We start from the raw sequence: 23,954 nt of genomic DNA on the forward strand, positions 1-23,954 counted from the left end.
TGGCCGATACCTAATTAAATGACTTATAAACGAAAAAGGGATCAACGGGATGAAGCACCTCTCTATTAAATGGAGCCTGACTGCTGCGTTAGCCTTGCTGGTGCTTATGATTGGGTTGATCAGTGGGCTTGGATTTTTTGCTAATCATAATAGCTCTCAAGCGCTTGAAGAGTTGACGGCTACCAACGTGCGACTTACGAATTTAGCCAACCGCACGCAAGTCAATGCGCTCAGAGCACAAACGTTTTTAGACCGCTCGGCAAGTTTTAGCACCCAGGGTAATCCAGAAAAGGGGCAGGAGAGCCTTGCCATGGCGGCAGAGGCGGTCGCTGAGGCAGAGGCACGTTTTAATGAGTTTAGTGCAGTGCCAATCAATCCTGAAGGCACACTTGCACCCCACCGTGATGCGATTATCAGCGCTTACAACGCCTTTGTGACAGAGGGTATTTCGCCGCTGCTCGAGGCCGCCCCTTTCCAAATCCAGCGCAGGCAAGAGGAACTGGGAATATTAAGCGCCGAGCTGGATCTGGCCATGAGCGGTTTTATTGCTTATACCGAAGAGCGTGGCGCTAGCGTCCTCCAGCAGGTCAATCGCTTGGCGACGACTATTGGCGTCATTGCGATTACCCTTTTAGTGATTTCACTGGTGGCCGTGGTGGTCATTAGATGGGCAATGATGCGTAGCGTTGTGAGGCCCCTTCGGCGAGCCAGTGAGCACTTTGCACGGATTGCCGATGGCGATCTGACAGGTCAAATTGAAGATCGGGGCCGTAATGAAATTGGTCAGTTGTTCGGTGGCTTGGCGGCCATGCAGGAGAAGTTAAAACAGCTGGTGATAGCCTTGAGAGGCAGTAGCGAACAGGTTTTCAGCGGGGCGGGTGATATCTCTGCGGGAAGCCAGGATCTCTCTTCACGAACCGAACAGCAGGCCTCCGCACTTCAGCAAACCGCTTCCAGTATGGAGGAGATGTCGACGACGGTAAGCAAAAATGCTGAAACGGCCGAAGAAGCGGATCAGCTCTCGGTGGCGGCGTCACAGTCGGCGGAGACAGGTGGTGAAGAGGTGGAGCGCACTGTGCAACTCATGCGTGAGATTGCGGCCAGTGCGAACCAAGTAAACGATATCATCGGCGTGATTGACTCTATTGCCTTCCAAACCAATATATTAGCGCTCAATGCGTCGGTTGAAGCAGCGCGTGCAGGTGAACAAGGTCGTGGATTTGCCGTGGTGGCCAGCGAAGTTCGCTCACTAGCGACGCGAAGTGCTGACTCGGCCAAAGAGATTCGTAGCCTGATCGAGCAGACCACCACGAAGATTAACGGCGGCGCTGAACAAGCGGAGCGCAGTGGACAGACGATTTATCAAACAGTAGATGCGATTCGCCAAGTCACCACTCTGATGGGCGAAATATCGACCGCGACTCGGGAGCAGAATAGTGGCATTGAGCAGATTAATGCTGCCCTTACCGAAATGGATTCGGTCACCCAGCAAAACGCTGCGCTGGTGCAACAAACCAGTTCGGCGGCTAGCGCTCTAGAGGGGCAGGCCCGCGAGCTGGCCGACTTGATGGCTACCTTCCGCATTGATGAGAGTGCTGCCAGCGCTGTTGTGCTGACGCATAAGGGCGCTTCTCATCAGCATGACGGCCACATTGAGCCAGCGCCACGCCAGCAGTCGACGCAAAGTAAAAAAGAGGCCGTCGATGAATGGGATGAGTTCTAGGTCTTAATCAACAAAAAGCTGCCGATGTTAAGCGTACTTACCATCGGCAGCTTCTTTTACATCTCAGAACACCTCAGAGACAGCTATCGCTTACGCGCGAGCGGAAACACGCAGACGCACATAATCTGCCGTCCAGTTTCCTTGCTCATCGCGCAGGCTGTGGCCCAGTAGCGTCAAGGTATTCTCAAGCACGGCATCGCGTACATCCTCGTCGAGCCCATGTAAGAACGGGCTGGCAAACGTTTCAAGCCATCCAATCATACCGGTGGGTAGCGTAGTCGGGCGTGGGATCAGCTCAATGCTTTCTACTTTGAAACCGACTGTTTCCAGCAGATGGCCATATTCATGGGTGGTTGGGAAATACCACGGATGACGGCCACGAGCGCTAATGCCCCGAAACTGGAGGGCGGCAATCAGCGCGGTGCAAATAGCGGCGACGTTGCCATGACCACCAAACTCGGCCACAAACCGACCTCCCGGTTTCAATGAGCGCTTAACGCCTGCGAGTACCGACTGAGGGTCAAGCATCCAGTGGAGCGCCGCATTGCTAAATACCGCATCAAACTCATGGTCGAAGGGCAGTTGGTGGCCATCAACGACGCGAGCGGTAATGCCCCGTTGGCGGGCGGCATTTACCATCTCTTCTGAAGCGTCAACACCGAGAACGTTAGCGCCCAGTTGCACAAGGCGCTCTGTCAAAGAGCCGTCGCCGCAGCCAAGATCCAAAATACGTTCGCCGGGTTGAGGCGCTAACAGTTTGACCATTTCGCTGCCTAGCTTAGGTACAAAATTAGCATTCTGGGCGTAGTCGCTGGCATTCCACTCTTGCCCGGGTGCATTTTGAGGGGTATGGGTCATATCGGCTTCCTGGCGTCGTTATTATTCCATCAAAATTCAGTTATCAATGTATAGCTATATCAGTATAGCTTGCTGGTGCCTAACTTATTAGATAGACAATGAAAATCATAATAAATGACCCGCCATCACTACCTATTTGATAACTTAGATATCGGCCTTGATAAGCAACTTTTAATAGCGTTCTAGTAAAAAAAGCTAGAATGACACCATTTAACCGCTGGAAGAGGTTGTTAATGAGCCTTTCTATGCCTTGCTATAGGGTTAATTCTCCCGTTGGAGTGATTGCCGATACCCACGGTTTGCTGCGTGATGAGGCACTTTTTCTGCTGCAGGGGTGCGAGCTCATTCTTCACTTGGGGGATGTAGGTAGCAAAGAGGCAGATAAAACGATTTTGCAACATTTGGAGACACTGGCGCCGGTGCATTGCGTTAAGGGCAATATCGATACGGCGGCGTGGGCGACGGGTTTACCGATACATCAGGACATCATTGTGAACGGGAAACACCTGCACCTTGTTCACCGCTTAGAGGATTACGACCCGAAGATGGCTTGCGATGCACTTCTGCATGGCCACTCCCATAAGCCCCGTAATGAATACCAGGAGGGAATGCTGCTTTTTAATCCAGGTGCGGCGGGAAAGAGGAGATTCAAACTACCGATTACTCTAGGCAAATTATGGATAGATCAATGTGGCGTGCGAGGCGCGATCATGTACTTGCTATAGCCATTTTTCAAGCCATCCGCCAACCCTGTCATATTGTACAAATCTGTTACCCTATTAGTCAGTTGTTTTAGATAAGCATTATCCAGATAAGCGAGGTTCCATGAACGACGTTATTGAGTTGCTGAAATCCCACCGTTCGATCCGTAAATTTAGCGACCGGCCGATCCCGAAAGAGTTGCTGCTGGAGCTTATCCAAGCCGGGCAGGGGGCAGCTACCTCCAGCCACGTTCAGGCGTATACGGTTATCCATGTAAAAAACCAAGCGAACCGTGAGCAGATAGCAGAACTGGCCGGTGGACAAGGTTATATTGCCACCTGTGCAGACTTTCTGGTTTTCTGTGCCGATATGAAGCGCCCCACGGAGGCTTCAGAGCGCACCGGTGCAAACGTTGTGCGGGGAATGACCGAGCAACTGTTGGTAGCAACAGTGGATACGGCACTGATGGCGCAAAATGTGGCAGTGGCGGCTGAATCCGAAGGATTGGGAATCTGCTATATCGGTGGTATCCGCAATAATCCTCAAGAGGTTAGCGACCTGCTACGCCTCCCAAAGCACGTGTACCCGGTGTTTGGTATGTGCCTTGGCTATCCGGATCAAGAGCCTGAAGTTAAGCCGCGCTTACCCGTGGAGGCGGTTCTTAAAGAAGACTACTACACTGAAGACGGTGAGCAGGTAGAGTCCTTCGATACGACTATGCAGGCTTACTATCGGGCTCGCAGTAGCAGTAATAAAGACACCGACTGGTCTCGCAATCTCAAGCCTTTGTTCGATAACAAGCTGCGCCCTCATATGCGCGATTTTTTAATCAAGCGCGGTTTTGAAATGAAATAAAGTGCGCTGCACACTGTTTTTAATAGGATTTTTGGAAAAGAGAACGCTCAGTCGGTCGGTTGAGGTTCTCTTTTCCTCGCTTTCAGGAGCTTTACCGTATGCGAGTATTTTCAAACCCCGTCGGTTCCGGCTCTCTATGGTTCGATAATCTCGCAACCGCAGATGGTATCCCCGTTGCCTATGACCCTCAGGCACGGGCCTTTGTGCCAATGCCACCTTTCTGTATTAACCGTGACATTATCGGTTGCAACTGGATTGCACCTGAAGAGGGAGCTTTTTGTCGCGCTTGTGCCATGACGGCGCTGGCTCCAGATCCTAACCTTCCTAATGCGATTCCTAATTGGGCCAAGACTGAAGCCGCCAAACGCTGGGTGCTTGATAACCTCGGGCGTTGGCACTGGTTCCGCCCGGAAGATCCAGGCGCGCCGCCGGTTTTCCATTTGCTCGCCGAAGGCCGTACGCCTGTGCCGATGGGGCACATTGAAGGGGTGGTGACCATTAGTGTAGCCGAAGTAGACCCCGTACTAGTCACGACCCGTCGTGAAGCGCTTGAAGAGCCCTACCGCACGATGATTGGCCATATGCGCCACGAAATATCGCATATGCTGTGGTGGCGGCTAAGCCTGCGCGAAGACTTTCTTGATGCTTTTCGTGAGATGTTTGGAGACGAACGTCTGGATTACACCGCAGCACTTCAGCGCCACTATACTGATGGCCCGCCGCCCGATTGGAAAAAGCGCTATTTAACCACTTATGCCTCTGCGCACCCTCATGAAGATTGGGCCGAGACTGCTGCTCACCTGCTGCATTTAACCGATATTGCCGATAGCTTTGCGGCATCAGACCTCTCTTCACCAGAGCTGCCTAGCCATCAATGGGAGCCGTATGCAGAGCCTGATGCAGAGCGCTTGATCTACGTGGCAGCTTCACTCACCGTGGGCGTTAATCATGTTAATCGCTCGATGGGTTTGCCGGATCTTTATCCCTTTGTCCTCTCAGAGGCTGCCCGACATAAGCTCGCTTTCGTGCATGATTGGCTACGCCGAGGGGCTCAAGGGTTATGACCTGCCGTATTGGCTACGTCGGCAATAGTGAAGAATTTTCGTCATAACCTATACTGCAGTTCAAGGCTTTTTCCGTATACAGATAACAAGAAAACCGATGGCGATTAGGTTATCGGCTAACCCGCATGGAGACTGCATATGACTCTTGATCGTGCTTACTACCTGTTAGCTGCTTTCTACAGTTTAATAGTGATCATTGGGGTAATTGCTATATTGGCTGGAGGAGGAACGCTGCTTGCCCCCATTCATTTGTTGTTGGGGGCATTAGCGGTCATTGGGCTTTGGGGGTATATCCTCAAGCGTGGGTTTATGAACCCGCGTATGTGGAGGCCTCTGGCCAGTGTGCTAGCGGTGGGTATTGTGGTTCAAATGTTCATCATGCTGACAACGGCGCTTTCGAGCGTTTTATTAACCTGGATGCTAACCAGCAGTATTTTTTCGGTCATGCTGGTGATTATGCTCTACCGTTATGGTGACCGAGATCAGCCTCTCTGGGCATCTGATGAGGAACGCACTGCTGCTCGACAGCTAGACGTTTTATTAAGCGATAGCTCACCATTAACGGCCATTAAACGTGATGGCAGTCGCGAAAATAGCGTAAAAGTGACTAAATCTAATGGCGGCTATAAAGCAAGCGTGACACGGCGTTCACAAGAGGGCCAAGAGCGCTTCGAGGAGCGTTTCAAATATCCCGAAACGCTAGTGTTTTTCTTGGAGAAATTCACCAGCTTAACGGTTAATGATTTTAGATCCCCCTCGCCTGTCGAGAGTAATAGAGCAGCATAGTTGTATCTCTATAACTACGCTAGGCTTTGTTTGAAAAGTCGGTGAGCGGAAAGCCAGGCAAGGCAAAAATCGGCAAAAAGACGGAGTTTACTTGGTGTAAATGAGTACTTTGAGCCGATTTTTAACGCCGTATGGTCGAGCGCAGCCAGTTTTCAGACAGAGCCTAAGCTATAGAACTGCTGTCTGTTGTAGCCAGCAGTTCTTTTAATTGTGGCTCTAATGCTCGTCGGATATATAGGTATAGCGGCATTAAGTCTTCATGCATTTCTTTTTCTGCTTTGGTATGGTCAATATAATAAGCATGCCTTGAGCCATGGTATTCTATGACTTCGCTCACTTGAGTGAAATGGAATCCAGACAGCGATAAAAGTTTAGGTAGTCGAGGTTCCATCATTGCATATACATGTTGTTTGCCACTTAAACCAACTAAAGAATAGGTGCATAGGAATAAACCAATAGCAATTAATGGAAAAGTTTCTGTCTCTTCGGTAGAGAAATTATATCCATCAAATACTACATCGAGTTGGTTTTTATCTTGCTGCCGTGGTCGAAAGTGTCGTGAAATTGCTAAGCGGGAGACTTCACAAAGTTGTATTTTTGACATTAGGCTAGGATTCAAGGTCCTATGATTAAGCTTTTGTTCCCCTTGTATTTCCACCGGTAGTCTATAAAGTTTTGAGGTTGGGTCGCTCGATGGGATTACTAAACGCATGCATCCTGCAGGTAGGCCACTTTTTTTATGCTCAATAAGGCAGTGTATAGAAGTATTATCATACTCATCGGTTTCATATTTTTTAGTTTGATCTTCATGCATTTCATAATTAAGCTCTTGTAGAAAAATCGCATGTCTTAGAAGTAAGGCTTTGTTTTTTTCGCTAGCCGTTTTTGCTAATATGAAATTGTATTCATTTGAAAATTTTTCAAGAAGTGCTTGATTTCGAGAACGTTTTGAAAATTTGTTTTCTTGAGGTGTCATTTTTTTTCCTATTTTAGGGCGTAGAATGAAATGCATAAATTATATAGCTAATTTTTTATGTTTGACAATTTTATTAATTTTCTATTATTTTTTTAATTTTTTCAGGACGCCCTAAATAAAATCCTTGCCCATAAGTTATCCCATAGGCTTTTAATATTGGCAATAGTGCTTCTTGATCAACGAATTCAGCAATCGTTTGCTTGCCAAAACCTTTAGCAATGTCGGCAATAGCACGAACAATGACGCGGCTGTCAGGGCTAATTAGCAAGCTGCGAATAAAAGAGCCATCAATCTTAATATAATCGACGGGCAACTGCCCGAGGTAGTGGAAACTGCTGAAGCCCACTCCAAAGTCATCCAATGCGGTACGGCAACCCAGGTCGCGTACTGCTTGTAGTACGCCGCGCGCGGTAGAAAAATCAGTAACCGCGGCTGTTTCTGTTACTTCCAATATGAGGTGATGAGGATCAGCGCCACTAGCCGTCAGCTCATCTGCCAAGTATTGCTTCAAATCTCCGTCGTGAAGAGATTGGCCCGAAAGGTTAACTGCCAGAGTGATGCCTCGATCCTGCAACTGGCTAAGTGCTTTTAAACTATGCCGCAATACCCAGCGGTCGATTAAAATTATTTGTCCGCTCTGCTCAGCAATAGGAATAAAGTGTGCAGGAGAAATTAGGCTCCCATCTGCGTCTCGCATTCGCAGAAGCACCTCGTGGTGTTTTACGTCTTGGTCTTCAAGGCGCATGATGGGCTGCACCATTAGCTCGAAGCTGTCCTCTTCAAGCGCATTGCGTATGCGTTCAACCCAGTAAACTCGTTCTTGTAGTTCGTCTTTGGCATTTTCTGACTTGGAAAGTAGATGCCAGTGCTGGAGCCCACTCTCCTTAGCTTTGTACATTGCCACATCAGCGCTAGCCATTAGGTCAGCAGGCGTATTGCCATGGGTTGGAAACAGGGCAATACCAATACTGGCAGTTACCCGGTGCCGCCGCTCGCCGACAATGAAGCCGATGGCCTCTAGCAGTTGGACTATATATTGCGCGACACTGACTGCCTGATCGGCGTTGGTATCCTCTAATAGCAGGGAAAACTCGTCGCCACCGAGGCGGGCAATAACCCCACGGCGGCCAAGGTTGCGGAAGAGGGTGTCAGCCACTTCACGAAGTAATTTGTCGCCTACATGGTGGCCACTCAGCTCGTTAACCTCCTTGAACTGATTCAAATCGAGCAGCAGTACTGCTCCTTTTGTCTTTGAGGGGCGTTCAATGGCGATTTGTAGCGCATGCTGGAAATAGCGCCGGTTGTACAGTTCCGTCAACGGATCGCGTTCGGCCAACCAAGTTAATCGCGCTTCGGCAGCCTTGCGCTCGGTAATATCGAGCCCTACTGATATACGTGATACTTTCCCCTCATTACCCGTCTGTAAAGGGGCATGATACCAAGCAATAGTATGAAGGCGGTGATCGGGCGTACGTAGCGTTTTTTCTTCTTGCTGGGGATGGAGAAACGTATTCAACGTGGTAGGAGAACCCGCCTCGAATACATCAATAAAATGACGTCCAAGTAGTGAAGTATCATTAAGCCCCAGCATCAACTGAGCATACTCATTGGCTAGGCTGATCCTTCCAGTGCAATCTTGAGCAATGATAAACACCTGGGCTGTGTCCAGCAGGCCACTGATGAAATCCCGCTCTTTGGCTAGCTCTTCAATGCGCTCGGCTAGTTGGTCACCGCGCTCTTGTACTTCACTCTCTAACAATTCGAGTTGGCGCGAAAGCTCGAGCGTAGTGCTCTCAAGCACATCTATCTCGTCGGGAATGCGACGGCGGTGGCTGGGAATGGCGGAGTGTATATCGCTAAACTTCCCGTCAGCCAGGGCAGGAAGCAATCCAGCGACTCTACGCAGTCGAGCCATTGGGCCCAGCAGTATGACCAGTAGCAGTAGTTCAGCAGCTATCCAGCCGAGTACGCCTACGAACAAGAGTGTGCGAGTATCCTGATTAATTGCCTTAATTTGTTCGGTAATGTCTGATATCAGCAGGAAGTACCCGATATTGCTACGTTCGTTATCCTCTTCCATGCGCACTGCACTGAGTTCTAAATGCCTGCCGTCATGTTCAAGGCTTAATGGTGCTTCCATCAAGCGGCGAACAGGGGCAGTGTCTGCCGCTCGCTGCAAAGGTACTAAGCTTTGTTCTTCGCTTGTGAGTGCCAACAATTGGCCATTCCACGCTGGCAACTGCCTTGTTGCCGTTATCTGATTTTCTTCAGCGGGCCCGGTAACGAGTAAAGCGACTTCGCTGCCAGACACTTCTTTGGCTTGCCGAGTGACATCGGCTAACGAGCGGGACAGCACGACCATACCGACACTTTCCCCCTCCACCAGCACCGGCACGGCAGCAAACTGCTGGCAGCTATCTGAACAGCGAAGTGCTGCGAGTGGACGTTCGGTGTTCATTACACGATTTACCCAGTTCAAGATGGGAAGCTGTGCCTGCGAATTTCCGGTTCCCCAGCTTCCCATGACTTGTCCGCGAGTATTGATGATTAGAATCTCATCAATCCCTGCCTCGAGCTGAAGAGCGGGCCACTGGGAGTCCAGCGCTCGCTCTACATCGGCTGTGCTACCCGCTTGCAAGGGCAGCCCAAGGCTCGCAGAGGCGGCCGTCAAGCCTGCTAACTGGCGTAAATTTTCTGATGAACGGAGTAGTGCTAAACGGATTTCTCGCTGCTGGCGTTCATGGTGCTGAGTCTGACTTTCCTGAAACTGACGAGTTAAGTTGTCGTGGCCTAGCCAAGTAAAAAGTGTTACCAGTGCCAAAAGCAGGAGGCTACTTAACGCGATGACCCGCCATGTTAGGCTAAGACGCTGAGGCGTTCGAAAAAGAGTAGGTGTTTTCATCGCGGTAACGTCCTAGCCAGGATCTGGGGAAGCGTCAGAAGCGCAGCGATAGCTGGAATAACCACATGTTCCATCTTCGGCTGGTCGCTGAAGAGTCGGGATTATCCTGAGTGGGCAGCCAACCAGTGCCGTCCACATGGTGATATTCGCCTGCCAGCATTACTTGAGGGTGCGGTGTCCACTGCAGACCAAATGTTAGATCATCTGCAAATTGTGAATGTGCAGGCCCCAGGCCCATCGCTTCATAATTTTTTCCTGAAGAGTCTTCTCTATTATTAGTTAAGCTGTCGTAACGAATCAGCCATTGCCAGTTATAATTAAAGCGTCTAGCAAATTGCACATACCAGCTTTCGCCAGTTCTGCTTGAATTAGAGAAGGAATTAAAGCCTTCTAACTCTAATTTTCTGATGGCGTACTCGGCAGTTAGTGTCCATAACTCTTCATTATATTGAAAAGATAGTACCCAGGGTTGAAATCGGAACCGGCCTTCGCCGGGCGAGCTGGCAGGAGATTCATAATCAGCGTTGGCATTTGCTGTACTCACTGCTGCAACGATCCGTCCTGCATCATGCTCGTATCGAACCTGCCCTATCGCTGAGGAAGCCGCATCTAGAGAACCAGGAAACCTATCAAGTCCCAAGGTTTGCTCTACGTCATCTTCCATGCGTGCCTGACCAAAACCTACCTGCGCCCTTATGGTACCTGTGCGGAGTCTTTCCTCGTGGTAAAGGCTGATGCCATCTCCTGAAAGCCCCAGAGACCGAGTGCGATCAAAATAAATAGACTGAGGCAGTAATATGCTGGGCCGTGTAAAGGCCACATCGCGGGTTTGATTATAAAATCCAAAAGGGTTTTTGAACCTTCCTAGCTGGATACCAAAGGTACGTTCTTGGTCTGAAATTATTTGGTAATCAACTAGACCGTAATCCAGTTTAGGTTCAGCATCGCTGCTATCACCTCCAGCTTGACGACTTAGCACTTGAGCAGCAACGAGTACATCCTGATGGGGACGTAAGGAGACGTTGAGGCCGATTTCGGTAAATTCTAAGCTGCCTTCATCCTGGCTGCTCTGACCAAAGAAGTTGTTATCGTCAGTCACGACCAGCGCCTGACTTAGAAAGCCATGCACCTGTAAAGTATCCAGAGGGTGTTCGTCGCTTTGGGCGGGAGCAGATAAACCCATTACAACGGTGCCTAGCAAAGCGGCAAAGACTCTGCATTCATTCCATCGAAATGACTTGGACTCTATCATCCAGATACTCCCTTTCAAGATAGCCAATAGCACCGGGTGTCGTAGCAACGCGCTCGTGCATTTCGGTTTGATCGCTTACTCGATCGGGGGCTTGCCCGGTACCTGAGAAGACCATGCGATCCCAGGCTAGCTGTAGCTGGTGCGGGTAAACCGCCAATTGCTCTTTGGCAAAGCGAGCATGCATAGGATGGCTATTACTTAAGACGAAGACCCTAACCGCTTGGCCATCCGGCCAGGTGCGTTGGCGCATGGCGAAAATTGCGCGGGTGGTATCGCGGTTCAGCCAACGGGTAGTGACGTCAGGGTGAGCCACTAAATAAAGTGGTGCTTCCCGAGCGATGGCATTCGTTGCTGCAAAAGTAATCACCACAAGCAAAATAAGGGTGGTTACTGCCAGTAAGGCCAATCGCATTAGAGAACCGCTTACAACGGGTAATGACATTGATGGTGGCTTACTGGTTGATTGATGAACGCCAGGTTCACGCACGGTGCAGTTCTGCTCTGCACTGAAAATGTGTATGAATTGATGACGTGTTCTCCCTTGCAGCACTAACGAGACTGTTTTTATATTCAGTCATGATAGTATGACTGAAAGATACACATCAGAAGCAATGTGCCGTATCGATACGGCGTATACGCAAACACTACATCAATTCAAGAAAAATAACAGAAAGTTATGTCAACGAATAACGAGGATAAGTTGTGGCTATTCCATTGCAGTACGCTTGTACATAAGAGCTAATCGTCTGTGCGACACTACGAATGACATCCATCTTAAAAGGATCATCCACCATGTTCACCGGCCTAAGTGCATTCCCGCTAACTCCCATGAACGAGCGGGGCATTAATGAGTATGAGTTTGTCCGTTTAGTTGCTCATTTAGCTGAGGCAGCGGTGGATTCCATTGGCGTGCTGGGCTCGACCGGTAGCTACGCCTATTTAAACCGTGATGAGCGCGCCCGTGTTATTCAGCTTAGCGTTGAAAATGCAGTTGGCACGCCTGTAATTGCAGGCATTGGTGCGTTACGTACTCGTGATGTGCTGGCTAACGCAGAGCACGCACAGCAGGCAGGCGCCAGCGGAGTTCTGCTAGCGCCGGTTTCCTACCAAAAGCTCACCAATGACGAAGTCTTCGACCTCTACGCCACGGTTTGTCAATCGCTGAGTGTGCCGCTTTGCGTGTACGATAATCCTGGCACAACCCATTTTGAATTTAGCGATGAGTTGCATGGGCGAATCGCGCAGCTACCCCAGGTTCGCTCTATCAAAATTCCGCCGGTGAACAATGATATGGACTCTGCAAAGGAGCGGGTGGCTGGGTTGCGCAAGCTGCTCCCCGCTGATGTCACTATCGGCATCAGCGGCGACGCGGCAGCAGCCACCGGTCTAAATGCGGGATGTGATACCTGGTACTCCGTTATCGGCGGGTTATACCCTAGAGCAGCGCTGGCGATAACCCGAGCTGCTCAGGCGGGGGATATTCAACAGGCCAAGGCGCTTTCAGATGCCCTTGAGCCGCTGTGGGCACTCTACCGTGAATACGGCGGTAGCCTGCGAGTGGCGGCTACCATTGCAGAAATCACCGGGAAGGTGAGTCAGCCCTGCTTGCCCCAGCCGCTTAAAACGCTGCAAGCGGGCGATCGTAAAAGAGTAGAGCAGGTACTGGGGCAGCTTGGGCTTGAGTAAAACCTTATTATAAAAACGCCCGGCCAAGGCCGGGCGTAATATGCCATTAAACGATGGTTACTCAACGAGCTTAAGCAAGCGATCTGGATAATTTGTGAACAGGCCGTTTGCGCCCATTTCCATCAAACGCTCCATCTCTTCGGTTTCATTGACGGTGTAAACGTGCACCGGCAGGCCATTTTCATTTGCTTGACGAATAAAGTCGGCATCGATGACTTCTTGGCCTTCGTAGATATAGTTAGTACCGATTCCTGACGCGTATTCCGCTACCGCCTGGAAGTCTTCATCATTAATCTCTGCTGGGCCCGGTGTCACGCCAGTCCACTCCACTAAACGCGATTCGTCCTCTTCACTGGGATAGTACCAAACGAGCTGGATTAGCGGAATGTCATCGTTTAGTTCCTGCACTTTTAACAGGCTTTCCTGCTCGAAAGACTGCACTAATACTCGGCCACTCTCGACCATGTCGTACTCTTCCAGCGTTTTTACCAGGGCTTCTTCCAAGCCTGGATTTAGCTGCGGTGACTTGGTTTCAATGTAGTAGCGAGCATCGTGACCGAAACGCTCGAAAAGCTCATCCAGCGTGAGAATCTGTGCCCCTGCAAAGTCCGCGTCTGCTTTATCAGCATTGGCTTCATTGAACCAAGCGCCGGTATCCAGCGCTTTCAGCTCTTCCATGGTGTAGTCGTTAATCTTGCCTTCACCGTCGCTGGTGCGGTCAATGGCGTCATCATGAAATACCACGACTTCACCATCGGCGGTGATTTGGGCGTCCAGCTCTAAGTAGTCGACATTCCACTCATGGGCCAATTCATAGGCCGCCATGGTGCTTTCCGGCGCGTGGCCGCTGGCGCCGCGGTGGGCGATCACTTGGAATGACTCAAGCTCTTTGAGTTGCTCTTCCAACGGTGTGGACTCCGCCAGCGCGGTGGTTGTGGCAGCACCAGCAAAAAGCCCCAGTGACATTGCGGCGAATAGCGAATGACGTTGCATGAAAGCACCTTAATTGAATGTTCGTTCAATAAGCGTACATGGCCTGGAGCGTGAAAGCCAAATGACGAGAACTGTTCAGTGATTCATCGAGAGCTGAAGAGGCAGCAAGGGCACCATACGGCGTTGTAAAACTTGGAAAGCGAGCCACTCTTCCCTTTTGTAGGCCCCCACCTGCAATTTGCAGCTATGGTCATCGCATCGTTCACGGCGTCTATGACGAGCAGACCCCGCGGCTGATGGCCCATGAGCATGGCGCGCGTCACGCCGTTCAAAAAGTACCCTGGTACCGTAACGCCACTTTTAGAATGGACGCCCTCTATTGCCCCCTTGGGGATAGCGCTTTACAGCGGCGAGCTGTTCCCGCAGTGGCAGGGCGATATACTGATAGGAGCGCTGGTAAATAACGAGGTGCGTCGGGTACGTTTATCTAACCATGGCCGCGAAGCCAGCGATGTAGAAGGCCTGTTTGGTGAGCTAGACGAGCGTATAAGAGATGTGCGGGTAGGCCCAGAAGGTGAAGTGTACCTACTTACCGACAGCTCCGAGGGCAGGCTACTTCGAGTAGTGCCAGCAAAATAGTTCATGACCTTAGATGCTATTGTTGGCTTGGATGCGCCTCAGAGAAAGGAAAGTCCATGATCCATTCAGAGCACCATCGATCTCACCGTTCCGGCTGGCTGCGTGCTGCTGTGATGGGGGCCAACGATGGCATCGTTTCTACTAGCAGTTTAATACTGGGGGTAGCCGCAGCCAATACCACTCAAAGCGCTATTATGCTGGCGGGTATTGCCGGGCTGGTGGCTGGCGCCATGTCGATGGCGGCGGGGGAGTATGTTTCGGTAAGCTCGCAAGCCGACACTGAAAATGCTGATCTCGATATCGAACGTAAAGCATTGGCGGAGCATTACGAACTAGAGCAGGAAGAGCTTGCCACCATTTATGAAACCCGCGGCCTGACTCCTGAGCTGGCGCGGCAAGTCGCCGAACAGCTGATGAGCAACGATGCCCTGGGTGCCCATGCACGGGATGAAATTGGCATCACCGAGACTGGTCAAGCGCGCCCGCTTCAAGCAGCCCTTTCATCAGCAGCGACCTTTACCACGGGCGCGCTGTTGCCACTGTTGGTCGCCTGGTGGGCACCATCATCACTATTGACTCCTCTGGTAGCGCTGTTTTCACTGCTCTTCCTGGCTTTGTTGGGTGCTCTTGCGGCTAGAGTGGGCGGTGCACCTATCTGGAAAGCTGCAGCAAGAGTGATGTTCTGGGGCGCGCTCGCAATGGCGTTAACCTCTGCTATTGGGCGTGTGTTTGGGGTTGTGGCTTGAGTGCGTGAGCGCTGAATGTAGCGTTCGTATTGAAGAGCTGGCAATTATCGATGCTGAAGTGCTTGGGTCAGACTTCAGCATTGCTGCGGCCAGAAGCTTCAATAACCTCGTGGTGTATGCGTTGCTGCTGCTCAGCTGAGAGGTTTTGGTACGAATAACCAAATAGTTGCTGCGCGTATCGCTCGAAAAGAGCAGCAAGACTAGGCGGTGTTTTTTTTATCTGCTCTGCTCTCGCCAGCCCCTGCACGCTTGTCAGTTCCCTATACTCATCCATGACTTGGTTGCGCATCGCATGACAGTACTCCGCTGCCTCAAGATAACTGGTTCTGCCTGCTGAGATGCCTGCTTTAGCAGTCGAAGAAATACGCTGAATTTGCGATATATAACGTGCTCGGGTAAGAGCATCGTTACTCGCATCAACACCGACACTGCGTTCTGCCTCGGTCATAGGGAGGTCTCCTGATAACGACTAGGCGCAAAGCGCTCACTGATTCATTATAGCTTTACACCTCAAGTTCACGCTTAAGCCATTATGCCAGCGGCTCGCTGCGGGGCCATCGGCTCTAGGAAGGTCTTAACGTAGGTAAGTAAGTGCAGGGGGAGAATTAATCAGCAATAGGTTGAATTACGCCTAGATGCCTGCACTTATTAGTAAGTAACTAACTAATTCACTAGGAGTCGTTATGACAACGTTAGTGATTGGCGCGAACGGGCAGATTGGCAAACAGTTTTGCCAACTGGCCCAAAAAGCGGGCACGCCCATCAAGGCGATGATCCGCAGTGAAGAGCAGGCAGCCTGGTTCAAAGAGCACGGCATCGATACAGTGATAGCCGATTTAGAAGGCGAGTTTGAGCACGCCTTTGACGGCTGCGACCAAGTGGTCTTTACGGCAGGGTCAGGGCCGCACACCGGGCCAGACAAAACGCTGATGATTGATCTTTACGGTGCCATCCGTACTGCCGATATCGCCAAACAAAAGGGGCTTTCCCGCTACATCATGATCAGCGCTATGCGGGCAGAAAACCCTATGGAAGCGCCCGAAAAGCTGCGCCCCTATATGGCTGCTAAATTTGCCGCCGATGCCCACCTTCGCAATAGCGGTATGCCCTACGTTATTCTCAAGCCTGGGCGTTTGACCCACGAAGCCGCCAGCCAGCAGTTTGCTAGTTCACTGGATGAAGCAGGCGACAACCAAATCTCACGAGCCAACGTGGCCCATGCGTTACTTCATGTCGTGCAAAAGTCCGATTTGGTCAATCAGGAGTATCTACTGCTGGATGGCAAACGCTCGATTGGCGAGATTATTTAGTAGCCAAGCCGCAGCCGCTCCTCACGTATTAACCCCCTTCATGCCCTCTGGTGTATAGCGCTCGCCGATGACCGGAAGGCGAGCAGTGGCCGCCTCAAGCTGTTGCTGCTCATTGGTGGTTAGTGGGATGGAAGCCGCTGCCGCATTCTCTTCAAGGTAGCGCAACCGCTTGGTGCCCGGAATCGGTACGATATTGTCGCCTTTGGATAGCAGCCAGGCCAGTGAGAGCTGCGCAGGGGTGCAGCCTTTGAGTGCTGCCATGTCACCAATCACCTCCGCGATTCGGCGGTTAGTATCCATGGCCTGTTCAGAGAAGCGCGGCAGGTTAGAACGAAAATCGCCTTCGCCGAAATCGGCGTTCTCTTGAAACCTGCCCGTTAAAAAACCTCGGCCGAGAGGAGAGTAGGGCACGAAGCCGATGCCGAGCTCCTTGCAGGTGGGCAGTACCGCTTGCTCCACGTCCCGTGTCCAGAGCGAGTATTCGGTTTGAACCGCCGTCACCGGGTGCACGGAGTGTGCGCGGCGCAGGGTCTCGTCGCTAACCTCGCAGAGACCAATGTGGGCAATTTTTCCCTCTTTAACCAGTTGTGCCAAGCCCTCCATGGTCTCTTCGATAGGAGTTTCCGGGTTAACGCGGTGAACGTAGTAGAGATCGATTTGTTCGATGCCCAGCCGCTTCAGCGACGCCTCGCAAGCTTGGCGGGCATACTGGGCGCTGCTATCCAGGCTACGCTGATACTCACCAGGGTTGCGAACAATGCCAAATTTGGTGGCGATACGTACATTTGGTTTATGGCTGGCAAGAAAACGGCCAATCAGCTCCTCGTTATGGTGTGGCCCGTACATATCCGCCGTGTCAAAAAAGTCGATTCCCAGCTCCACCGCCCGGGCCAATACCCGAAGCGACTCGCTATCGTCTCGGGGGCCGTAGAACTCGCTCATTCCCATGCAGCCTAAGCCAATGGCAGAAGTGGTCAGGTCGGTGCCGAGTGTACGTTTTTGCATGCTATGTCTCCTGTAATGACTTACGAAACCATTGCCCATCAAGAGAGCGTGAGCTGTTATCGAGCGCTTGTTGAAACGCGCAATAACAGCGTGGCACTATCCAATAATGAAAAAAATGAACGAGTTCGGTAAACCGTTTTCCAGTTTTGAAAATCAGATGCCCCGCGGGTGGGTCTGGGATGACACACGCGCCTTTCTGGCGGTGGCCCGCCACGGCACTTTGAGCGGCGCGGCAGCGGAACTCCACCTGGGTATCGCGACGCTCTCCCGGCGTATCGAGCGGCTGGAAAAAGTCTTGAAGCTGCCGTTGTTTGTTCGTCAGCAGTCGGGCTATCAGCTTACTGAAGAAGGGGCCGGGCTAATCGAAAAAGCCGAAGCGCTGGAAGCCGCCGCAGCTGCCTTCTCCAGCGGGGGCGCACTCGCTACGCAACTGAGCGGCAGGGTGCGCTTGGCTACGGCTGAAAACCTGGCCACGTCGTTGATTCTGCCTGCATTGCCACAATTTTATGCTCAGTACCCCGGCATCACACTTGAGCTAGTGACCGATATCACCACCGTCAATCTGCACCGCCGTGACGCCGATGTAGCGCTTCGAATGGTCAAACCTGAGCGGGGCAATGTCACCCTTCGCCGACTCGGCTCGCTGGGTTTTGGGCTTTATGCTAGCCCCAGTTATGTGGCCCAGCGTGAGGTTCATCATGACGCGGGCGATTACGACAGCGACGCCTTTATTACCTGGGGAGAAATGCAAGCGCACCTACCTGCCGCCCAGTGGGTTGAGCGGATTCTGCAAGAGCGGGAACCGGCGCTAACCACCACCTCGCTGGCGACCCAGCTTGCGGCGGCGAAAGCGGGGCTGGGGATAGCGGTATTGCCACATTTTCTGGCCAGGGAGGCCGGGCTTGTCTGTGTCGCTGCGGATATTGGCGTGGATCAGCCGATCTACTTGGTCATCCAGACGGATCTTACCCAATCAGGCCGTATTCGGGCCGTGGCGGACTTTCTGGTTGAACTGGTGGCCAATAACCGCGAGCGCTTGAGTGGGTGATATAGTCACTAAGTCTTCACTTTTTATCCGACAGGCCATCCATGACACCCACTGATATTGGCAGCGCCTACGATCAGATCACCCACCTCTGGCAAAGCGACAAATTCAATCTCGCTAACGGGATAGAGGCGCACAAAAGGGCGCTTTCGTTTGTGAAGGGCCGAGGTAAGGCACTCGATATCGGTTGTGGGTGTACCGGCCGCTTTATCGACTTCTTGCAACATGAAGGCTTTACGCCTGAAGGCGTGGATATTTCCGATGAAATGCTGCGCCTCGCTAAGCAGAAGCACCCTGACGTGACCTTTCACCACCAGGATATTTGCCAGTGGCAGCCGCTGGAAAAATACGACTTTATCACCGCCTGGGACAGCATTTGGCATATTCCGCTGGCGCAACAGGAAAGTGTCATCACGAAGATCATCAACAGCCTGAATGAGGGGGGTGTGTTTATCTTCTCCTTTGGTGGCACGGAAGAACCCGGCGAGCACACTGATAGCTTTATGGGGCCAGAGGTCTACTACTCGTCGCTTGGAACCAACGGCTTCTTATCCCTGCTGATTAAGCTAGGCGCGGTGTGCAAACACTTGGAGTACGATCAGCATCCTGAGTTGCACACTTATTTGATAGTGCAGAAGAGGTAGCGTCGTGCTTTTCATCAATTAACTATTATCAGGACTGATCGTAATGTCCGCCGATGGCAAAAATATAAATAGCTTTGTCATCGAACCGGTAGATCAGCCGATCTTTTTGTGAAATGCGCCTTGACCACAAGCCAGAAAGATTGTGTTTGAGTGGCTCCGGTTTTCCGATACCAGCCGTTGGATCGTCAGAGCGGAGCATTTCTTTTAAGAGTTTGCAGAGCGCTTTATGCAGCTTCTTATCTGTTTCACGCATTTTTTCATAGGCTTCCCATGTACGGCCCTCAAATACCAGTGATCTCATTCATCTGCTCATTATCAGGTTGGTATCCTTGACCACGACTATGGGTATCTAGAGAAGCCGCAATTTGTTGCATGAGGTCTCGGTTCTGAAGCACATGCAGTGTTTCTTGCTCTCTTTCCCAGTCCTCAGCGCTAATCACCACAAACGCCTCTCCGGCACGACGGGTTACTTTTAAGGGTTCGTGCTGGCTAATCACTTGTTCTACTACGCTTTTCAGGTTGTCTCTGAATTTGTTAACACTAATAATATCCATAACGTCACCATAATGTACGGAAATTCCGTACAACTATATCTCACTAGCTCCGACAAGGCCAAGCACAGCGATAGCTTTATCGCTGCGCTTGGCCAAGATTTCCTGAATTCATAGCTGCACGTGTTGGTAACATTGTGCAGCTATGAATGCTTTATCTTTATGCTGTTGCTGTCTAAAAATTGGCTAATGGTCGATGTGTATGGTTAGTCCCTCTTTCCCCATAGCAATATGGTCAGCGAGTATATTTTGCTGATACTCCCCACCATTTTGCCGCCTAAATGGAATAGGGGGTGCATTAAAAAGATTTTCGAGGCGTAGACGCCAAGCGGCTAACTCCTTCGCGACGCTGGCATTCGAAAGTTTCCCGGTGCCATACACGGCATGGGTCGGCAGTACATCCATACCTGGAAAGAACAGGGCGCCGTGGGTGATTGGGAATAGCAATTCCTCCAAGGGGCCATTAATACCTCGGGGTGAATAGTCCTCCGCTGGGCCACCCACCATTACCGACAGTAACGCCCGTTTGTCTTTGAGAATACCGTCTCCATAGCGATAACGATTGCCTTCATCTTTGTATCCGTAAGCAAATCCATAGGCGTACACCCGGTCTATCCAGCCTTTGAGAATGGCGGGCATACCAAACCACCACAAGGGAAAGTGGAATATGACGGCGTCGGCGGCAAGCAGCTTGTCCTGCTCTGCGGCGACATCCTGCGTCTGCTGGTGAGTGGCATAGGCGTGCTGCGACTCTTGAATAAAGCCTAGCCGGTCATTATTTATACGGTTGGGGAAATCGTGCTCATCAAACGTCGCTTTCCAACCCATGCCATATAGGTCTGACTGCAGCACGGTTTGGCCTTGTCGCTCCAGTATTTGTACCGTTTCAGTTACGAACCGGCGGGTCAATGATGTGGGTTCTGGGTGCGCATACACAATCAATATGGTCTTGGACACTCTAATGCTCCTACAGGCGAATTTACTTGGTGGATACGCTAGAGATTGTGGGCAAGAATAAGCTATCAATGAAATTAATAGTTTTATGATCTACTATATAAAATATGGATAATAAAAGGCTGGATCTTAATTTGTTGGTGACCTTAGAGGCTTTGCTTGAAGAGCAAAATGTCACGAGAGCCGCCGCACGGCTGCATCTTAGTCAGCCTGCCGTCAGCGCTCAGCTGAGCCGCCTTAGGGATATGTTCAACGACCCGCTGCTCATTCCGGCTCACCGCGGGATGATGCCTACCACCAAAGCGTTGGAGTTACTTACCCCACTACGTATTGCACTGGATCAGGTGCGAGAGACGCTGATAACGCACCAGCACTTTGAACCTGCCCAAGCGTCGCTGACCATTACGATTGCATGCACCGATTACCTTCAAGCGGTCATTGGTTTGGCGGTCATGAACGAATTAAGGCGTCAAGCACCTGGCATTAGAATCGCCATACGTAGTCTGGAGCCACCCAGGCTGGAAGCTCAAATGGCACGGGGTGAAGTGGATCTTGCACTCATGACACCCGAAGAGGCGCCCAAGGTTTTACGAATCAGGCCGCTGTATGATGAGAACTATGTGCTGGTTGGGTGCTGGAATCACTCACAGCTAAGTGAAGAAATGACGATTGAAGAGTATGTCCAGCTCGAGCATGTAATCGTTTCGCTCAGCGGGGGCAATTTTTCCACTCAGGTGGATCAGGTCTTACAAACATTGGGCTATAGACGCAATGTTGTTCTGTCGACATCTTCATTCCTGTTCGTCCTTGAGATTATTGCTCACTCACGTTTTGTAGCACTGGTGCCGCGGCGTTTAGTTGCCCAGCGTTCCGACCTTAAAATTGTTGAATCCCCCATTAAATCACTGGGATTCAAAGTCGGTATGGTGTGGCATGAGCGCAATCATGGTCATAGTGCGCATCGTTGGGTGCGTGAGCAAATATCGCGCATCCTTTGCGTGAAATAAACGTTCATCAAGTAGTCATATTAGCAGCGGTCAGCCTCCAACTCCCGCTTGAGCCACTCTGCCAGCGGCTCGCTACGGCGGCTATCGGCTTGGCTGGGCAACCACAGGCACAGCCGGGCGGGGGTTTCGATACTTCCCCAGGGGGCAATAAGTCGCCCGCTCTTAAGGTCGTCTTCCACCAATAGCCGTGGCGCGATGGCGATACCCAGGCCTGCCACTGCCGCTTCCATCAAGTAGTAAAGGTGATCGAACCTCTGGCCTCTGCTGAGCGCCGCCTCAAGCTGTTCCAGCGCCAGCCCTTTGGCGGTGGCCCACTGCGGCCATGCCTGGGGGCGGGAAGATGTATATAAAAGCTTATTGGCAAGCAGCGATTCGGGCTTGGTTGCATCGCACTGGGCCGCCAGCTGCGAGCTTGCCACCGCACATATCTGCTCTTCCATCAGCTCGAATACCTCAACACCTGTGGGCCAGGGTGGCTCGGCAAATGCCAGGGTGGCGCTAGCATCCGTTTGCGTACCCGGCTGCTCGCTTTCACTCACCACCACCTGCACTTTCAGCTGTGGCAGCTCGCGGTGCAGGCGATCCAGGCGGGGAATTAGCCAGCGCGCCAGCAGGCTACCAGGGCAGGCCAGGGTGAAGGGCGCCTCTTCGACATCTCGCTTGAGCGATGCGCAACTATCCTTCAAGCGTGAGAACGCTTCACCCACACCACTCTGCAGTCGCTCCCCGTGCGAGGTCAGTACAATACCTCGGCCCGCTTTGGCAAAAAGTGCTACTCCAAAATGGTCATCCAGGCTCTTTAGCTGGCGGCTGACAGCACCGTGAGTCACGCTTAGCTCATCGGCAGCGGCGGTCACGCTACCCAAACGGGCGGTGGCTTCAAAGGCGCGCAGGGCGCTAAGCGGGGGCATGCTGTGTTGCATGGGTTATCCTGCTGATAGTTGACTTAATCTCACATGTTGTTGACATCTTATCGATTTTTATCTCCACCTGCTTGCGCTATTTTCACTGCATTGTTTTCACTGAACTGTTTTTACTGAACAGTTCGATAACGCATTCAGAGGTCGCGATGAATCAACCTGTAGACGTATCCAAGAGCCTGCCCGATGCCAACGGGCTATTTGGCAGCTTCGGTGGCCGCTTTGTCGCTGAAACGCTGATGCCACTGATTCTAGAGCTGCAAGACGAATACACCATCGCCAAGAACGACCCCGAATTCCAGCGCCAGTTGGCCTATTTTCAGGGTGATTATGTGGGTCGACCAAGCCCGCTCTACTTTGCCGAGCGGCTGACCGAGCACTTTGGCGGGGCGAGTATTTATTTGAAGCGCGAAGAGCTGAATCACACCGGCGCGCACAAGATCAACAACTGCATTGGTCAGGTGTTGCTGGCCAAGCAGATGGGTAAAAAACGCATCATCGCAGAAACCGGTGCGGGCATGCACGGTGTTGCCACCGCGACCGTAGCGGCGCGCTTTGGTTTGCCTTGTGTTATCTATATGGGCGCAACCGACATCGAACGTCAGCAGCCCAACGTATTTCGCATGAAACTGCTGGGCGCGGAAGTCATCCCCGTTACCTCGGGCACCGGCACGCTAAAAGACGCCATGAACGAAGCGCTGCGCGACTGGGTAACGAATGTCGACGACACCTTCTACATCATTGGCACCGTGGCGGGGCCACACCCGTACCCGGCGATGGTGCGGGATTTCCAGGCCGTGATCGGTCATGAAACCCGCGCCCAGATGCTGGAAAAGAAAGGTCGCCTGCCGGATTCACTGGTGGCCTGCATTGGTGGCGGTTCAAACGCCATGGGGCTGTTTCACCCGTTCCTCGATGACCTTGATGTGAAGATGATTGGCGTGGAAGCGGGGGGCAAGGGCGTTAAAAGCGGCCTACATGCGGCCAGCCTGAACGGCGGCACCCCCGGCGTGCTGCACGGCAACCGCACTTACTTGCTGCAAAACGAAGATGGCCAGATTATCGACGCTCACTCGATTTCCGCCGGGCTGGATTACCCCGGTATCGGGCCGGAGCACGCATGGTTGCACGAGCAGGGGCGGGTCGAGTACGTCTCTGCCACTGACGATGAAGCGCTGGAAGCTTTTCAGGTCTGCTGCCGCCAGGAGGGCATTATTCCCGCCTTGGAGACCGCCCATGCCCTGGCCGAAGTGGGCAAGCGCGCCCCCGGCCTGCCACGCGAGCACTTAATGGTGGTGAACCTCAGCGGCCGTGGCGACAAGGACATGATGAGCGTAGCCCATCACCTTGGTGAAAAATTCGGGGTTAAACAGCTATGAGCGCGACACAGGAGAAC

Annotated in this window: 25 protein-coding genes; 13 read left to right on the plus strand and 12 right to left on the minus strand. The window is 51.9% G+C overall.

Annotation, left to right across the window (positions count from 1 at the left end):
• Positions 1–49: 49 nt before the first annotated feature.
• A complete protein-coding gene (locus tag HZU72_RS06890; protein WP_180091128.1) occupies positions 50–1,723 on the plus strand; it encodes a methyl-accepting chemotaxis protein in 1,674 nt (557 codons plus the stop codon).
• 90 nt (positions 1,724–1,813) lie between these two features.
• Here the strand turns inward: HZU72_RS06890 and HZU72_RS06895 are convergent, their stop codons facing one another.
• Positions 1,814–2,581: a class I SAM-dependent methyltransferase gene (locus tag HZU72_RS06895; protein WP_180091129.1), complete on the minus strand. Its 768-nt coding sequence runs from the start codon at positions 2,579–2,581 to the stop codon at positions 1,814–1,816.
• A gap of 233 nt (positions 2,582–2,814) precedes the next feature.
• On the opposite strand from HZU72_RS06895, the gene HZU72_RS06900 reads away from it, so the two are divergent.
• From HZU72_RS06900 to HZU72_RS06915, 4 genes are all read left to right on the plus strand, one after another.
• Positions 2,815–3,306: a metallophosphoesterase family protein gene (locus tag HZU72_RS06900; protein WP_235976013.1), complete on the plus strand. Its 492-nt coding sequence runs from the start codon at positions 2,815–2,817 to the stop codon at positions 3,304–3,306.
• Between the two features lie 100 nt (positions 3,307–3,406).
• Positions 3,407–4,138, plus strand: coding sequence for an oxygen-insensitive NADPH nitroreductase (gene nfsA, locus HZU72_RS06905; protein WP_180091130.1), 732 nt, complete (start codon positions 3,407–3,409; stop codon positions 4,136–4,138).
• Between the two features lie 98 nt (positions 4,139–4,236).
• A complete protein-coding gene (locus HZU72_RS06910) occupies positions 4,237–5,202 on the plus strand; it encodes a zinc-binding metallopeptidase family protein (protein ID WP_180091131.1) in 966 nt (321 codons plus the stop codon).
• Positions 5,203–5,340: 138 nt separating this feature from the next.
• Positions 5,341–5,988, plus strand: a complete 648-nt coding sequence (locus HZU72_RS06915; protein WP_180091132.1) for a hypothetical protein — start codon at positions 5,341–5,343, stop codon at positions 5,986–5,988.
• 163 nt (positions 5,989–6,151) lie between these two features.
• On the opposite strand, the gene HZU72_RS06920 is transcribed toward HZU72_RS06915, so the two are convergent.
• From HZU72_RS06920 to HZU72_RS06935, 4 genes are all read right to left on the minus strand, one after another.
• Positions 6,152–6,964: a PEP-CTERM/exosortase system-associated acyltransferase gene (locus HZU72_RS06920; protein ID WP_180091133.1), complete on the minus strand. Its 813-nt coding sequence runs from the start codon at positions 6,962–6,964 to the stop codon at positions 6,152–6,154.
• A 73-nt stretch (positions 6,965–7,037) separates the two neighbouring features.
• Positions 7,038–9,866 carry a bifunctional diguanylate cyclase/phosphodiesterase gene (locus tag HZU72_RS06925; RefSeq protein WP_180091134.1) on the minus strand — a complete coding sequence of 943 codons (2,829 nt, stop codon included), beginning with the start codon at positions 9,864–9,866 and terminating at the stop codon, positions 7,038–7,040.
• 34 nt (positions 9,867–9,900) lie between these two features.
• Positions 9,901–11,118 (minus strand): putative porin, encoded by a 1,218-nt coding sequence (locus HZU72_RS06930; RefSeq protein WP_208457989.1) that lies wholly within the window; start codon positions 11,116–11,118, stop codon positions 9,901–9,903.
• On the minus strand, positions 11,087–11,530 hold the full coding sequence (locus tag HZU72_RS06935; protein ID WP_235976014.1) for a hypothetical protein: 444 nt from the start codon (positions 11,528–11,530) through the stop codon (positions 11,087–11,089). Before HZU72_RS06935 ends, HZU72_RS06930 begins: the two co-directional genes overlap by 32 nt.
• A 380-nt stretch (positions 11,531–11,910) precedes the next feature.
• Here HZU72_RS06935 and HZU72_RS06940 point away from each other — a divergent pair, with 380 nt between their 5' ends.
• Complete coding sequence (locus tag HZU72_RS06940) at positions 11,911–12,804, plus strand: dihydrodipicolinate synthase family protein (RefSeq protein WP_180091135.1); 894 nt, start codon at positions 11,911–11,913, stop codon at positions 12,802–12,804.
• Positions 12,805–12,861: 57 nt separating this feature from the next.
• Here HZU72_RS06940 and HZU72_RS06945 read toward each other — a convergent pair whose 3' ends face one another.
• Positions 12,862–13,797, minus strand: coding sequence for a glycerophosphodiester phosphodiesterase family protein (locus HZU72_RS06945; protein ID WP_180091136.1), 936 nt, complete (start codon positions 13,795–13,797; stop codon positions 12,862–12,864).
• Between the two features lie 243 nt (positions 13,798–14,040).
• Between HZU72_RS06945 and HZU72_RS06950 the strand changes: the two genes are divergently transcribed.
• Together HZU72_RS06950 and HZU72_RS06955 are read left to right on the plus strand one after the other, a co-directional pair.
• On the plus strand, positions 14,041–14,376 hold the full coding sequence (locus tag HZU72_RS06950) for a PQQ-dependent sugar dehydrogenase (RefSeq protein ID WP_235976015.1): 336 nt from the start codon (positions 14,041–14,043) through the stop codon (positions 14,374–14,376).
• 56 nt (positions 14,377–14,432) lie between these two features.
• On the plus strand, positions 14,433–15,122 hold the full coding sequence (locus tag HZU72_RS06955) for a VIT1/CCC1 transporter family protein (RefSeq protein ID WP_180091137.1): 690 nt from the start codon (positions 14,433–14,435) through the stop codon (positions 15,120–15,122).
• A 67-nt stretch (positions 15,123–15,189) separates the two neighbouring features.
• Here the strand turns inward: HZU72_RS06955 and HZU72_RS06960 are convergent, their stop codons facing one another.
• The gene (locus HZU72_RS06960) at positions 15,190–15,570 is read right to left on the minus strand and encodes a hypothetical protein (protein ID WP_180091138.1); all 381 of its coding nucleotides are present in this window, start codon (positions 15,568–15,570) and stop codon (positions 15,190–15,192) included.
• A 235-nt stretch (positions 15,571–15,805) separates the two neighbouring features.
• On the opposite strand from HZU72_RS06960, the gene HZU72_RS06965 reads away from it, so the two are divergent.
• Positions 15,806–16,432, plus strand: a complete 627-nt coding sequence (locus HZU72_RS06965) for an SDR family oxidoreductase (RefSeq protein WP_180091139.1) — start codon at positions 15,806–15,808, stop codon at positions 16,430–16,432.
• A 21-nt stretch (positions 16,433–16,453) separates the two neighbouring features.
• On the opposite strand, the gene HZU72_RS06970 is transcribed toward HZU72_RS06965, so the two are convergent.
• On the minus strand, positions 16,454–17,437 hold the full coding sequence (locus tag HZU72_RS06970; RefSeq protein ID WP_180091140.1) for an aldo/keto reductase: 984 nt from the start codon (positions 17,435–17,437) through the stop codon (positions 16,454–16,456).
• A gap of 106 nt (positions 17,438–17,543) precedes the next feature.
• Between HZU72_RS06970 and HZU72_RS06975 the strand changes: the two genes are divergently transcribed.
• Positions 17,544–18,485 carry a LysR family transcriptional regulator gene (locus tag HZU72_RS06975; RefSeq protein ID WP_180091141.1) on the plus strand — a complete coding sequence of 314 codons (942 nt, stop codon included), beginning with the start codon at positions 17,544–17,546 and terminating at the stop codon, positions 18,483–18,485.
• A 41-nt stretch (positions 18,486–18,526) separates the two neighbouring features.
• Complete coding sequence (locus HZU72_RS06980; protein ID WP_180091142.1) at positions 18,527–19,126, plus strand: class I SAM-dependent methyltransferase; 600 nt, start codon at positions 18,527–18,529, stop codon at positions 19,124–19,126.
• Between the two features lie 28 nt (positions 19,127–19,154).
• Here HZU72_RS06980 and HZU72_RS06985 read toward each other — a convergent pair whose 3' ends face one another.
• The 3 genes from HZU72_RS06985 to HZU72_RS06995 form a co-directional block, all read right to left on the minus strand.
• Positions 19,155–19,427: a Txe/YoeB family addiction module toxin gene (locus HZU72_RS06985; protein WP_180091143.1), complete on the minus strand. Its 273-nt coding sequence runs from the start codon at positions 19,425–19,427 to the stop codon at positions 19,155–19,157.
• Positions 19,408–19,680, minus strand: a complete 273-nt coding sequence (locus HZU72_RS06990) for a type II toxin-antitoxin system Phd/YefM family antitoxin (RefSeq protein ID WP_035584465.1) — start codon at positions 19,678–19,680, stop codon at positions 19,408–19,410. The genes HZU72_RS06985 and HZU72_RS06990 overlap by 20 nt, the downstream gene beginning before the upstream one ends.
• Positions 19,681–19,863: 183 nt before the next feature.
• Entirely contained in the window at positions 19,864–20,634 is a 771-nt protein-coding gene (locus HZU72_RS06995; protein ID WP_180091144.1) for an NAD(P)H-dependent oxidoreductase, read from the minus strand.
• A 137-nt stretch (positions 20,635–20,771) separates the two neighbouring features.
• Here HZU72_RS06995 and HZU72_RS07000 point away from each other — a divergent pair, with 137 nt between their 5' ends.
• Entirely contained in the window at positions 20,772–21,638 is an 867-nt protein-coding gene (locus HZU72_RS07000) for a LysR family transcriptional regulator (protein WP_286902268.1), read from the plus strand.
• 20 nt (positions 21,639–21,658) lie between these two features.
• Here the strand turns inward: HZU72_RS07000 and HZU72_RS07005 are convergent, their stop codons facing one another.
• Positions 21,659–22,561, minus strand: coding sequence for a LysR family transcriptional regulator (locus HZU72_RS07005; protein ID WP_180091146.1), 903 nt, complete (start codon positions 22,559–22,561; stop codon positions 21,659–21,661).
• A 146-nt stretch (positions 22,562–22,707) separates the two neighbouring features.
• Between HZU72_RS07005 and trpB the strand changes: the two genes are divergently transcribed.
• A complete protein-coding gene (trpB, locus tag HZU72_RS07010; RefSeq protein ID WP_180091147.1) occupies positions 22,708–23,937 on the plus strand; it encodes a tryptophan synthase subunit beta in 1,230 nt (409 codons plus the stop codon).
• The last annotated feature ends 17 nt before the right edge of the window (positions 23,938–23,954 follow it).

Source organism: Vreelandella sedimenti (assembly GCF_013416325.1).
GTDB classification, from domain to species: Bacteria; Pseudomonadota; Gammaproteobacteria; order Pseudomonadales; family Halomonadaceae; genus Vreelandella; species Vreelandella sedimenti.

What these genes read in the sequence shown, in the direction of transcription:
- HZU72_RS06890 (WP_180091128.1), top strand. Translation starts at nt 50, where the DNA reads ATGAAGCACCTCTCTATTAAATGGAGCCTGACTGCTGCGTTAGCCTTG.
- HZU72_RS06895 (WP_180091129.1), bottom strand. Translation starts at nt 2,581, where the DNA reads ATGACCCATACCCCTCAAAATGCACCCGGGCAAGAGTGGAATGCCAGC.
- HZU72_RS06900 (WP_235976013.1), top strand. Translation starts at nt 2,815, where the DNA reads ATGAGCCTTTCTATGCCTTGCTATAGGGTTAATTCTCCCGTTGGAGTG.
- nfsA (WP_180091130.1), top strand. Translation starts at nt 3,407, where the DNA reads ATGAACGACGTTATTGAGTTGCTGAAATCCCACCGTTCGATCCGTAAA.
- HZU72_RS06910 (WP_180091131.1), top strand. Translation starts at nt 4,237, where the DNA reads ATGCGAGTATTTTCAAACCCCGTCGGTTCCGGCTCTCTATGGTTCGAT.
- HZU72_RS06915 (WP_180091132.1), top strand. Translation starts at nt 5,341, where the DNA reads ATGACTCTTGATCGTGCTTACTACCTGTTAGCTGCTTTCTACAGTTTA.
- HZU72_RS06920 (WP_180091133.1), bottom strand. Translation starts at nt 6,964, where the DNA reads ATGACACCTCAAGAAAACAAATTTTCAAAACGTTCTCGAAATCAAGCA.
- HZU72_RS06925 (WP_180091134.1), bottom strand. Translation starts at nt 9,866, where the DNA reads ATGAAAACACCTACTCTTTTTCGAACGCCTCAGCGTCTTAGCCTAACA.
- HZU72_RS06930 (WP_208457989.1), bottom strand. Translation starts at nt 11,118, where the DNA reads ATGATAGAGTCCAAGTCATTTCGATGGAATGAATGCAGAGTCTTTGCC.
- HZU72_RS06935 (WP_235976014.1), bottom strand. Translation starts at nt 11,530, where the DNA reads ATGCGATTGGCCTTACTGGCAGTAACCACCCTTATTTTGCTTGTGGTG.
- HZU72_RS06940 (WP_180091135.1), top strand. Translation starts at nt 11,911, where the DNA reads ATGTTCACCGGCCTAAGTGCATTCCCGCTAACTCCCATGAACGAGCGG.
- HZU72_RS06945 (WP_180091136.1), bottom strand. Translation starts at nt 13,797, where the DNA reads ATGCAACGTCATTCGCTATTCGCCGCAATGTCACTGGGGCTTTTTGCT.
- HZU72_RS06950 (WP_235976015.1), top strand. Translation starts at nt 14,041, where the DNA reads ATGAGCATGGCGCGCGTCACGCCGTTCAAAAAGTACCCTGGTACCGTA.
- HZU72_RS06955 (WP_180091137.1), top strand. Translation starts at nt 14,433, where the DNA reads ATGATCCATTCAGAGCACCATCGATCTCACCGTTCCGGCTGGCTGCGT.
- HZU72_RS06960 (WP_180091138.1), bottom strand. Translation starts at nt 15,570, where the DNA reads ATGACCGAGGCAGAACGCAGTGTCGGTGTTGATGCGAGTAACGATGCT.
- HZU72_RS06965 (WP_180091139.1), top strand. Translation starts at nt 15,806, where the DNA reads ATGACAACGTTAGTGATTGGCGCGAACGGGCAGATTGGCAAACAGTTT.
- HZU72_RS06970 (WP_180091140.1), bottom strand. Translation starts at nt 17,437, where the DNA reads ATGCAAAAACGTACACTCGGCACCGACCTGACCACTTCTGCCATTGGC.
- HZU72_RS06975 (WP_180091141.1), top strand. Translation starts at nt 17,544, where the DNA reads ATGAAAAAAATGAACGAGTTCGGTAAACCGTTTTCCAGTTTTGAAAAT.
- HZU72_RS06980 (WP_180091142.1), top strand. Translation starts at nt 18,527, where the DNA reads ATGACACCCACTGATATTGGCAGCGCCTACGATCAGATCACCCACCTC.
- HZU72_RS06985 (WP_180091143.1), bottom strand. Translation starts at nt 19,427, where the DNA reads ATGAGATCACTGGTATTTGAGGGCCGTACATGGGAAGCCTATGAAAAA.
- HZU72_RS06990 (WP_035584465.1), bottom strand. Translation starts at nt 19,680, where the DNA reads ATGGATATTATTAGTGTTAACAAATTCAGAGACAACCTGAAAAGCGTA.
- HZU72_RS07005 (WP_180091146.1), bottom strand. Translation starts at nt 22,561, where the DNA reads ATGCAACACAGCATGCCCCCGCTTAGCGCCCTGCGCGCCTTTGAAGCC.
- trpB (WP_180091147.1), top strand. Translation starts at nt 22,708, where the DNA reads ATGAATCAACCTGTAGACGTATCCAAGAGCCTGCCCGATGCCAACGGG.